Origin of the sequence: Nostoc sp., assembly GCF_036917815.1 — a bacterium.
GTDB lineage: Bacteria > Cyanobacteriota > Cyanobacteriia > Cyanobacteriales > Nostocaceae > Nostoc.
Map to the genome: position 1 here is coordinate 78,562 of NZ_JBALEK010000051.1, position 12,115 is coordinate 90,676.

6 protein-coding genes are annotated in these 12,115 nt (G+C 40.6%); 1 reads left to right on the forward strand and 5 read right to left on the reverse strand.

Annotation, left to right across the window (positions count from 1 at the left end; genetic code table 11):
- Positions 1-201 precede the first annotated feature (201 nt).
- From V7K97_RS15155 to V7K97_RS15175, 5 genes are all read right to left on the reverse strand, one after another.
- Positions 202-3,168 (reverse strand): tetratricopeptide repeat protein, encoded by a 2,967-nt coding sequence (locus V7K97_RS15155; RefSeq protein ID WP_334801857.1) that lies wholly within the window; start codon positions 3,166-3,168, stop codon positions 202-204.
- Between the two features lie 603 nt (positions 3,169-3,771).
- Entirely contained in the window at positions 3,772-3,999 is a 228-nt protein-coding gene (locus V7K97_RS15160; RefSeq protein WP_334801858.1) for a hypothetical protein, read from the reverse strand.
- Between the two features lie 436 nt (positions 4,000-4,435).
- A complete protein-coding gene (locus V7K97_RS15165) occupies positions 4,436-5,224 on the reverse strand; it encodes a peptidylprolyl isomerase (RefSeq protein WP_334801859.1) in 789 nt (262 codons plus the stop codon).
- A 199-nt stretch (positions 5,225-5,423) separates the two neighbouring features.
- The gene (locus V7K97_RS15170) at positions 5,424-6,962 is read right to left on the reverse strand and encodes an HlyD family efflux transporter periplasmic adaptor subunit (protein ID WP_334801860.1); all 1,539 of its coding nucleotides are present in this window, start codon (positions 6,960-6,962) and stop codon (positions 5,424-5,426) included.
- A gap of 136 nt (positions 6,963-7,098) precedes the next feature.
- A complete protein-coding gene (locus tag V7K97_RS15175; protein WP_334801861.1) occupies positions 7,099-10,155 on the reverse strand; it encodes a peptidase domain-containing ABC transporter in 3,057 nt (1,018 codons plus the stop codon).
- A gap of 1,391 nt (positions 10,156-11,546) precedes the next feature.
- Between V7K97_RS15175 and V7K97_RS15180 the strand changes: the two genes are divergently transcribed.
- Positions 11,547-11,924 carry an acyl-CoA dehydrogenase family protein gene (locus tag V7K97_RS15180; protein ID WP_334801862.1) on the forward strand — a complete coding sequence of 126 codons (378 nt, stop codon included), beginning with the start codon at positions 11,547-11,549 and terminating at the stop codon, positions 11,922-11,924.
- The last annotated feature ends 191 nt before the right edge of the window (positions 11,925-12,115 follow it).

Consider the following 12,115-nt stretch of genomic DNA (forward strand, 5'->3'; position numbering starts at 1 on the left):
CGCGCCTCCTTTTGTTAATTGTATTTTTGGTTTTTTGACATATTATAGACCTATTTAAAAACGAATTTTTAGTGAGTTAAATTGGATAATTTCGTGGTGCTGGGTTTGGTAAATATGTCCTAAATTCATGTTGGCTTCCTGGTGTTGGGGATTGAATTCCAACGTTTTTTCATAGCAAGCGATGTCTACGATGGTCTAGTCCTACGTGTCTTTTATCTGTCCTTGTTCTTGCAGTATCACCCCCAAGTTATAATGAGCTTCTACCAAATCGGGCTGTAGTGCGATCGCAGTTCGATAGTAAACAACAGCCGTTTGCCAATCACCTGCTTGTTTGCGGATAACACCTAGCTGATGATTCAAATCAGCATAATAGGCTTGTTTCTCTGGCGAAAGCTTCCCTTGGGCAAAAAGCGCATTCCCTAAATTGACTTCTGCTTCTGTGCAGTTGGGCTGAAACTCCAGAGCTTTTTGATAGGATGCGATGGCTTCTGACCACTTACTTTGTTGTTGCAAGGTGTAGCCCAAATTATTGTAAATTGTCCCTGCATCGGGTCGCAAAACAATAGCTTTTTGGTAGGCTGCTTCAGCTTCTGGTAACTGTCCTTGAGCTTGAAGCAAATTGCCTAAACTAAACCAAATTTTCACAGAGTTAGGCTGAACTTGCGAAGCTGCACTCAAATGCTTTTGGGCTTCCTGTAATTCACCTTTATGCTGTGCCAGCATCCCTAAAGCGTATAACGCTTCTGAATAGTCTGGTTGTTTTGCTATCACCTGACGATATAGCTGTTCAGCTTCGTCTAGGCGATTAGCTCGATGATGTTGAACTGCAAGTTGAAAGAGTTCAGCAACTTCTTCGGCGTTAAATTGTCTTGGTTTATTAACCAGCTGCAAAAGAAAATCTTCTAGCGCTCTGACTGGCTTTAAATCGCCATATAATTTATGTTTGTTTTCTGCAACTTGCTGGGAAATATATTGCCGATATTTAGCATCTTTCCCCAGACGGATGGCGATTTGTACATATTCTGCTTTATTTGAAGCGATGGTTTCTTGTACACCCATCATCTTCAAAATTGCCAGAGAATGCCGTCCCCGCATCAGTTCTCCTGGTAAAGTGACAACGGGAATATTATGAGCAATAGATTCGAGGGTAGAGTTGCATCCAGACCAACCAATACTATCTAAGAAGATGTCTGCTAAGGCTGTAGTCCCAGCAAACTTCCTGTCATTGAGGGAAGACAAAAACAAACAGTGATTTTCATAATCCAACCCTAATGCTGCAAAAGCATGGTTTAGGCGCTGGCGAAATACTTCCGTAATCTCTTCACTTTGGTTTTTAATAAACACAAATTTAGAATTCCCTAACTCTTTAGCGATAGAGGGAAAAACATCATCATGATTGGGCAAATATTTATACAATGACTGACAACACCAGAAGAAAATATCATCGTCTTTTAAACCTATATCTGGCTTCTTAATTTCTTCGGGTTCAATTGCTAAAGGTATGTAATGAATAGATAGATTGGGTAATCTAACTAACTTTTCTGTATAATGTTCTTGAGCATTTTCTGGTTCCATCAATTCGCTGCTCAAGTAATAGTCAATTGTCGGCAGTCCACTGGTATCAGGGTGTCCCCAAGATGTCATTTGAATTGGCGCTAATCTCAGACAACCCAGTTTGATTGCCATTAAGTCCATCCCAAATTCTGGGAAAATCAGGATATGTAATTTATCTTTTGTGATTACCTCATACCATTGTTCAATTGAGCGAACACCTTGGACAAATTTATCGAAAGCTTTGGTGGCACTAATTGTTGAATGATCTGTTCTGATGCCAGTGTAATAACCAAATAATTCAAACTCACTTCGATCTATATTTTCTACCCAACCTTTAATAGGGATTTTCCAATTAGAATGACTAGATAAAAACCCAGAGACAATACCAATACGAACCTTTTGATTTTTATCTAAATTTGGCAGAACAAGCGGCTGGCGATCTTGGGGATAGCGACTCGACATAATCTGGAAAATCATTTCCCCATAAGTTTGCTGTAAATCTCGGTCATTTAAGCCTTGATATGCCAAATAAAAAGGCTGCAATGTTCCCACAGCATCAGATGCTTTTGCCCGTTCTTCCTGATTAGTTAATTCGTAATATTTAGCTAAGTTTTGCAAATGGTGTTGATACTGATTTCGTCTAAATGCAATTTCATCAGCACTAGAATAGATAATTGGCAGTTGGCTGATACAAGCACCAAATTTAGCCATAGCATAGTTTGGTGTAACTTTAACGGCTTGTTCAAATGCCTGAATTGCTGCTTCTATTTTGTTATTATCTCTAAATACTGTTCCTAAGTTGTAATAGATGTAATCAATATCAGGTCGAATTTTAATAGCTTGTTGATAGGATTCTATGGCAGCATCAAATCTATTTTGTGCCTTCAGAAGATTTCCCAAGTTGTTATGGGTGATTACTAAATCAGGTTGAATGCTTAAAGCTTTTTCATAAGCTACTATTGCTTGCTCAAATTTGCCTTTTTCCTGGAAAAAATACCCTAAGTTGTGATAGGCGTAGGCATAGTCTGGATTAATTTTTATTGCTTGTTGGTAACATTTGAGAGCATCATTTAATCGCCCTTGTTTTTGGAGTACCTCTCCTAAATTATTATGAGCTTCTACCAAATCTGGCTGCAATGCAATAGCTTGGCGATAATATAACTCTGCAAACTTGAAATCGCCTGCTTGGTGTCTACCTAAAGCAAACTGCTGATTTAAGTCTGCGTAGCGGACTTGTTCTTCTGGTGACAGCTTTTCTTGAATGTGGAGAGTATTATTGATGTTGATTTGCACTTCTATCCAGTCGGGGAGAATTTCCAGTGCTTTTTCATAACAGGCGATCGCTTCATCTAGTTTACCCTGTTGTTGTAGAGTAAACCCCAAGCTATTGTGTATTGCCGCTGCTTCTGGCTCTAATTGCAGGGCTGCTTGAAAAAATTGTTCTGCATTTTGATATTTTTCCTGCTGCTGCGCCAGCATACCTAATCCATATAATGCCTCTGACTGCTTGGGATTTTCGTCTATAATTTGACGATAAACCTCTTCGGCCTGGGTGAAGCGCTTGGCTCGTTGATATTGAACAGCCAGCTGGAGAGCATCAGGAATTGTGGTCACGTCGCTTTGCTCCGAATTCAAAATTCACAATCACCATAAATAAGTTTAGTATATTGTATTAAATAACACTAAGATAACCCCAAATTCGGTGTTGGCTTGTTCCTAACCTGTAGCCTGAGAACGACTCAGGGCAAGGGCTGTGTTTTAACTTGGTGTCATTCGAGCTTGGATCGCTTTTATTTATGGATAATATTTTATTTAATATATCTTTTGTTCCTATATCTGCAAGGAACTTAAGTTTTTGAAACTTATAACTGAATTTGGTTAAAATCGACTGGATATCATCAAGGAATTTCACCCTTCTCTACCTTTCGGGGGTCTACGAGAAGCTTACAGCTACAGGAAAGTGTTTTACTTATGACTACTAAACCAGAGTTTCAATTCCGCTTGGGCAAACAGCACGGACTGTAACCTGGGTTGAGAACTAAATATTGTAAAAATTTATTGCGAAAACAGTTTTTTGAGAGAAAATGATGTATTTTGGGTAAAAGCCGAAGGCTCAAATGAGCAAAGAGCCTTCGGCGATTTACGAATAGACTAGGCTTCCGAGCCTGACTCTACTTGCAGAAGTTAATACTTTTTGTGAGTAGAGTTTAATTATTACTACTTACTTGTATAAGCAACGCTTACTGAGCTAGCGCTAGCAGAGTTAAGAGCGGTGGTAGCGTCAGTAAGGGTATAAGCGATGTTAGTGTTGCCGCCGGTTGCGGAAGCAGTTGCACCAGCAGCAGCAGAGCTACCTGTGTTGGGGAAAACAATACCAAGAATAGTAATACCACCAATAACTTCTTCAGAGGTATTTTCCAAGTAGTTAAGATCAGAAATGATCATTTGAGTTTCTCCTAAAATTTGTAAGTTTCTTTTGGAATGTTTCTTGCAACCAACTTGTTTTTGTTGCTTACATACTTAATATAGTTCATTTCTCAAGAAAGTCAATGCTTTTTTGAGGAATTTTCTATTAGAAAAACTAATACATCTAAGTTCAATAATCATTATATATAGTATTAATTGAAATCAGAAAAAGTCTATGACAAATTTAAGCAGTAATTACAATTATTGCTGCCTAGCAAGAGTTATAGCGATTTAATTTAATTTATTAATCACGCAAAATAGCACTTTGCAAATGTATTTACAAAACACTAAAAAAGAAAAAATATTAAGTTTTTAGGTCAACAATACCTGCATCCACAATGTTTTTGAAGATTAAAGACATCTACTGTAAATCAGGGGAAATAGTGAGCTACAAAAACATTGGCAATTTCAAAACTTATTTACTCTTGGTGAATAACATATCTAGTAATTCCTCCTGCGAACCGTCTGAGTCTATCTGAGTAACTATTTTCATGGCGTTGATTTGTTGCTTTAACCAATCAGCAAATGATTCTGTAATGATTTTTTGGCGCAACTCTTCATCTAATTGAGGTTGAATGACTTCTTCCACCCAAATTAAATGCACTCCCTTGGGTGTAGTAATCGGTTTGAGAGCTTCTGGTGGTGCAGCAGCAAATACAGCCGCCGCAATCTCTGGACGAAAATCTTTGCGGTATCGGAGTCCTTGATATCCATAAGCACGCCGGAGTTCTGGTTCTGAGATATATAAACGAGCGATTTCTGGAAAATTGATTTCGCCTTCTTCTAGGGCATAAAAAAGCTCTAAAGCCAAGTCTCGATCCTCGAAGACGACTTCATAGGTAACGGCGGCGATATATTCTAGTTGGTGTTCATAAAAGTGTTTTTCGAGTTGATGGGAAAATAAATGATTCGCTAGCTTGCGCGAAAGGATATTGTTGTAGGCTAATTCGTCAAACTCATTCACAGACAGGTGGTGTTTTTCTAGCCATGTCCAGGTATCTTTAGCTTTAACAAGCTTCTTGGCGAACCTTAATTCATCTCCTTCTTGCTGTACTTCTTCTGGTGTGACTGTAATTCCTGCCGCTTCAGCCGCTTCAGCAATAATGCTTTGGGATGCGATCGCTTCCACAACATCAGGGATCTGACAGGATAGTTTAAGACTGTGAATGATATCTGAACTGGAAATGGTCAGATTGTGGGGCATAACATGATATCTCCAATAATTAAGGGCATTGGGCATGGGGCATCCCTTCTCTACGAGACGCTACGCGTAGCTTGCTTCCACGAAGTGGTACGGCTCCGCTCAGGGCAAGTGGGCATTGGGCATTGATTATTCTCCTCATCCCCCTCATCTCCCTCATCTCCTTTGTCCTGTTTCGTAATTCCAGTGCGATCAACTCTAACTACATCCCTAAACCACCTTTTTCCAGTTTTTTGAACGGATCTAGTACAAAATCAATCACCCGTCGTTGACGAATGATGACTTCAGCGTTTGCTGTCTGTCCGGCACCTAATCGAATACGTTTGTTGCCACTTTGGACATACTGCTGGTTTAGGGTGATTACTAACTCATAGGTTTCGGTGTTCCCTTGGGGTGTTTGGCTAACCTTCGAGTCAGGAGAGATCCAAGTAACTTTTCCTGGCACGATGCCATAGTCTTGGAAGGGATAAGCATCAAACTTGACTTTTACTGGCATTCCTACCTTCAAGAAACCGCTATCCTGATTAGGCATACTTGCTCTGAGTACCAAGTCTGCATTCTGGGGTGAGATTTGGGCAATCCTTTGACCGACTTGTACCACCGCTCCTGCCTTAGTGGTGGGTAATTCAAAAATCACCCCATTAATCGGCGATCGCACCACTCGTTGCTGAATTTGAAGTCTTGTAGATGTCAGCTGGCTTTTAGCCTGAGCCACATCTGATTGCGTTGCGGTTATTTGTGTCTGTATATCTTTTAGCTGTTCCTGATTTTTCATGACAGCCAGTTCTCCGGCTTGCACAACACTTTTATAGCTACTTTGTTCCTCTTGCAGTCTGAGTTTTGCTTGTTTGATATCAGACTCCAAGGTTTTGATAGTTACCTGATAACTATTTAGCTCTTGGGCTAAACGCAATTGGGCTTGTTTAATATCTGATATAGATTTTTGATAAAGTCGTTTGCTTTCTTGCTCTTGTTTTTTGAGTTCATCAATTTGGGTATCAGAAACTGCCCCCTCGTTAACGAGTTTAGTATAACGTGCAACTTGCCTAGAATCTATATTCAAACGGGTCTTAGCCGATTCCTGATCATCTCGACTGGTGGAAATTTGCTCCTCTGCTTGTTTAACTAATGATTGTTTTTCTAACTTCTGGACATTATAGCTACTCAATTTGGCATCCAGGATTTGCTGTACCTGGTTAAGTTGAGCCGTTTTTTCTAATTCTTGGGATTTATTTTGTTGCTCTAAAAGGCTAGTTGACATTAAGAGTTGATTTTTGAGCAATTCCAGTTGGGATTGCCGATTTTGTAGCCCTTGCAATTTGCTTTGGACTTGTTGTAGTTCTGTTTGCAGCAAATCGGAGTCCAGTTCCATTAGAACCTGTCCGGCTCTGACTGTATCTCCTTCTTTGACCAGAACTGCTTTGACACTCCCACCAGTTTGAGAGTCTAATTTTTGAGTTGCGCCTTTAGGTTCTATACGCCCTCTGGCGCTACCAGTTTCATCTACTTTCGAGAGAATTGCCCAGGGTAAGAATAGACCAGTAAAGGCGATGAGTACATACAACAAGCCACGAGTCCAAACTCGAGGTAAGGCATTGAGCAATCCTTCAGTACCGTAGTGCAAATCTTGACTGTCATTTCCTGCCTCAGTCTGCTCGTTAAACTCTACCGATTCTTCTTGCTGTGTGTAACTTTGATGCTCATCTTGGGGAAGTGGGGATGATCTATTGGGATTTGGCATGGCTTTATTTGCGATAGGGGAGTTGGGAATGGGGAGTTGGGAGTGGGGGGAGCAGGGGAAGAAGAATTATTGATCAATGCCCAATGCCCAATACTTCGACTTCGCTCAGTACAAGTGCCCCATATCCAATGCCCAATTAACTAACTTGAGCGAGTTGTTGTTGATTCAGGTAGTAATAATGACCTTTTTTAGCGATTAATTCGTCGTGGGTACCGCTCTCTACTAAAACGCCTTGATCTAAAACCAGGATTAAGTCAGCGTTGCGAACTGTAGAGAGGCGATGAGCAATAATTACACTTGTGCGGCCTTGAAGAATTGTTTTGAGATTGTTTTGAATAATTCGTTCCGATTCGGAATCTAGGTGGCTGGTGGCTTCATCAAATAGTAATAACCGCGGATTTCCGAGCAGAGCCCGAGCGATCGCTAGGCGTTGGCGCTGTCCACCAGAGAGCATACCCCCGCCTTCACCAATCTGGGATTCGTAACCCATCGGTAGTTTCTGAATAAAATCATCGGCTCCGGCATACTTTGCTGCTTGGATAATTTCTTCTAAAGAAGCATTTGGATGAGCGATCGCAATGTTTTCGCTAATAGTCCCACCAAACAGAAAAGTATCTTGATCGACAACGCCGATTTGAGAACGGAGCGATCGCATGGAAACACTAGTGATATCATCACCATCAATGAGTATTTTTCCATCTGTCGGTGGGTATAAACCCAAAATTAATTTACTCAGGGTTGTTTTTCCCGAACCGCTCCGTCCCACCACTGCAACCATCTGTTCCGGCTGAATTTCAAAGTTAAGATTTTCTAATACATTAGTCTCACTTTCTGAGTGATAGCGAAAGGTAACATTCTGAAAACAAATGTTACCACGGAGTTTACCCAACGATTTCCGGGGTTTAGTTTCTAAGTCTTCTTCTGGTTCCGCCTCCAACACATCATTAATCCGTTCGGTGGAAATCACGATTTCCTGCAATTCATTCCAGAGCAAAGCCAGCCGTTGGAAAGGACTCAAGACGTTACCCACCAACATATTGAAAGCAACTAATTGTCCAATAGTCAGATCGCCATTAATTACCTGGGTGGCTCCATACCACAGCAATGAAGTATTTACAAAGGTTTGGATAACGCCACTGATAATTTGCAGGCGATTACCAATTATTTGAGCATTAAAGGATTTTTTGATTAAATCATTCAGGAATTCCTCCCAACGCCAGCGCACCGTCTGTTCAATTGCTAAGGAGCGGACAGTACGAATTCCGCTTAGGGATTCTATGAGATAGCTTTGTTCTTTGGTACCTGCATTAAAAATCTCTCTGGAGATGCGGCGCAAAATACTTGTGCTAGCCAGCGCCAAGATAAAAAATGGCGGGACAGTAAACAGCACAAATAATGCCATCCGCCAGCTATAGAAGAACATCAAGGCCAGATAAACCACCAATGTCAGCATATCCAAGACAATGGAGAGTGTCTGACCAGTCAGGAAGTGCTGAATTTTCTGGTTTTCTTGGATGCGCGAGACTATATCTCCAACGTAACGCGACTCGAAATAAGAAAGGGGTAAGCGGAAGGTATGTTTGATAAAACCTACGAGTAGGGCGATGCTAATGCGGTTAGCAGTATGAAATAGCAGATATTGCCGTACACCGTTGACAGCAACACCAAACAACCCAAAAACAATCATTCCTAAACCAATGGCGTTTAAGGTTGTCACACTGCGTTGCACAAGTACTCTATCGAGCAACAACTGGGTGAATACTGGCGTTACCAGTCCAAATAATTGGATGACTACCGAAGCTATAAAGATTTCTACCAGTGTCCGATAGTGAGGTTTGATTAACTCAAAAAATTTCCAGAAGCTTCTACTTTCGTCTTTATTATTTTTTAATCGGGCTGTAGGTTGCAGTAACAATGCATAACCACTCCAACCTGCTTGAAATTCCGCTTTTGTCAGGCTGCGTTGACCAATAGCGGGGTCACAGACAATCACCCGCTTTTTGGTGATTTCATAGACAACAATAAAGTGTTTGCCTTCCCAGTGGACAATTGCAGGTAAAGGTTGTTCTGCTAATTTATCAAGAGTGGCTTTCACCGGACGGGTGGCAAAACCCAGGCTTTCTGCTGTTGTTGCCATCGCCTTCAGAGATGCACCGTTGCGGGTGACGTTGGTCATATCCCGCAGGCGATTGATACTAAAATGCTTGCCCCAATAGTTACCAATCATCACCAAACAAGCAGAGCCACAATCGGCAGCGCTTTGTTGGGCATAGAAGGGATACCTCTTGGTGACGCGTTTCCACCAATGCCCCATTTGCACTTTCGGACTAGGAAAGTAAAAACGTGACTTTTTTGGCTGTTCTTGTGGCTGATTCTCTCTTTGGGGAAAAGGAATAATTTTAGATTTTGGAGATTGGGAAGTTTTTTCTCCAGTTCCCAGTCCCCACTCTCCATTCCCCAGTCCCCACTCCCCCAACTCCGGGAAGTATTCTAATGCTGTTTGCTTATGGTCGTTTTTCAGAATGTAGGCAATGGTTGGTTGCGTTGCTTGCCAATCTCCTGGTTCTGGTTGGGCAAAGATTGTACCTGCTGTCAAAGAATGACCTTCAGAATGCCGCAGTTGACCTCTGTACAATAGCCACAGTTGCGAATCTTGGGATATTTGTGGATTTACAGAGCCAGTTTCTAACTGGTGGCGCTCAAAGAGAGATAAAGCTCTGAGCATTCCTGGAACTTGTGATGTATGGCGCGGAAATTGTGATACATGACGAGATAACAACAGCAAATCCCAAAGTTCTGCATGGGCGAATAGGCGATCGCGAATGCTAGGATACTTCTCTATCAACCTTTGCAATAGGTCTTGCCGGAAATAGCCAAGTTTTAAGTTTGTCGAAGCTCTGACTACATAAGGACTAAAGTTAGCTTCGGGAAACAGAGTTAGTTCGCCGAAAAAAGACCATGCACCAAAGGTAGTGATTAAATTTTCAGAGCTATCCAACAGTCGCACTTTACCTGTTAGGACAATGTAGATACCAGGATTAGTTTGTGCAGATTGCCAGAACTGCTTTGCTACTGGTGGCTCCACAATTTCCATTTCTGCCAGGAAATTTTGTAATTCTTTTTCTGAAAGCTTTGCACCCAAGGTGTACAAGAGCCTTTCACCCAGATGTTGCTCAGAAAGCACTGGAGGCATTTTCTAATCTCCACAACAGAATTTAGTTATCAGTCTCAATCAGATTCAAAAATTAATTAAAGATATTCTCTAATGCCGTATTTTCACGGAGGAAACCCTAAGTCTTCTTAGAGTATTATTAGGACGATAAAGGATGGTAATAACTATCTTTCTTTTCCATACAAGGTGTTTTTATTTGGTGGAGAACCTTATTAGTACCACCAGGTTGTTAATGTAACAATTTTGGCAATTACCAGCGCCCGTAATTGATGATTAAGAGGAATTATTATCAGAGTGAGCAAGGTTTGCTAAGTGCAGCGATCGCTATACAAATTCTTCCAGTTCTCAATCACCAGCTCTCGAAATATTGTCCAGCTATTGATTGTTAAGGAAGATGTCGTGGGTAAAAATTAGGTTTCAGGCTCTTGAGTAAGACCTGACGCGGAAAAAGCCTTACAAAGAATGATTTCAGACTTTCCTAAGTTTTTAACAGCCTTGTCTTGACTAAGATGGTGTGACATAATTGTGTTTCCATTGAGTCGTAAATTATGGGCAAACCTAATCGAGCGCAGTTGTGCTATCAAAGCCTGACAGCAAAAAGACCACAGACATAAGTCTAATTGACCCTAGAAGGTTAATTAGATGTTTACACAATGTCCAATTGGTATCTAGTGTTATTCACCTAGTGTTTTGCAAGTCTAGAGCATAGCCTCGGGCATAGCCTCAGTGTCAAGGATGCAACCTTAAAAAGCTAGCTTTGGGTAGGCTACAGTCAGTAGAGGATTACAAAAACTATAGAACACATCACAATTTTGTTTAAGTGGTACTTTACTAATAAAGTAAAATTTTACCTAAACAAATACTGCTCCACTTTACTTGGAAGATTCCAGAACGAATTCTTTCCCAGCATTGTCTAGTATCTGTAAGCTAACATCTGGCAAATCATTTGACGCTCATATTATACCTCCGATGATGTGATAAATGCAAGTTGATTAAAAGAAACTTACAAACATTATATTTACACAATTAGCTTACACTGCTCAACTTTAAATTTGAATATTTTATGAGTTTCTTAATGTATTTTTTTTTTAGAATGACCTAATAGGTAATTTTTATTGAAAAAATATATTTAAAACCCATTTATACATTAAATCTTTAAACATCTAAGTGGCGTAGCATGATAGAAGTCATAACGGCTTATATTGTTTATTTAACACTTATACTAATTTATTTTAGTTAGCAGTGAGATTAAACACGTTAATACTGTGATCGAGAACACAGCCTAGCAAATTCTTGCAATCATAGCATTTTCACAATGCAAAGATATGGCAGAAATGCATATCATAGCTTGATATAAGTTGAGAAAGAACCGTGATTTTAAATGAGCCTATAGTTAAAAATATTCATGTAAAATGTTTACGTCACAGTTAGAGCAAGCAGTGCTAGACACTTTTGTAGCCAAAGGCTTAGAAACTCTCCCTAATATTTTTGACCAGGTTGAAGCTCTGACCAAAGATTTTGCCACCCGTGCAGGGGCACACAACAAAGATGCTTCTTTTCCATTCGAGAATTTTATCGCTTTGCATGACACAGGACTCCTCAGCTTCACCATTCCGCGTGAATTAGGTGGTCAGGATTTGGGGTTGCCAACTATTTGTCGGGTGATTGAGGGGATAGCGCGTGGCGATGCTTCGACTGCGCTAGTACTGAACTTTACCTGCTTTGTAATGTCGCCAAGCTGTCAGGTAGGAAATCCCCAAGGTTTTAGCATAATCAGACAATTTCATTAGGACGGGGTTTTAGACTATATCTGACTATGCTAGACTATATTTTGTTTAAAGTTTTATCATACTCTAAATATCAGCCCCATATCAGTTGCACCATCTTTTAACGTATCGCGGAAGTCCCCACCCTCAATGTACTCATAGGGTGGGGATAAGGAGTCGTCAATCTTGTGGCTAGGCAATTTGTCAATGTAATC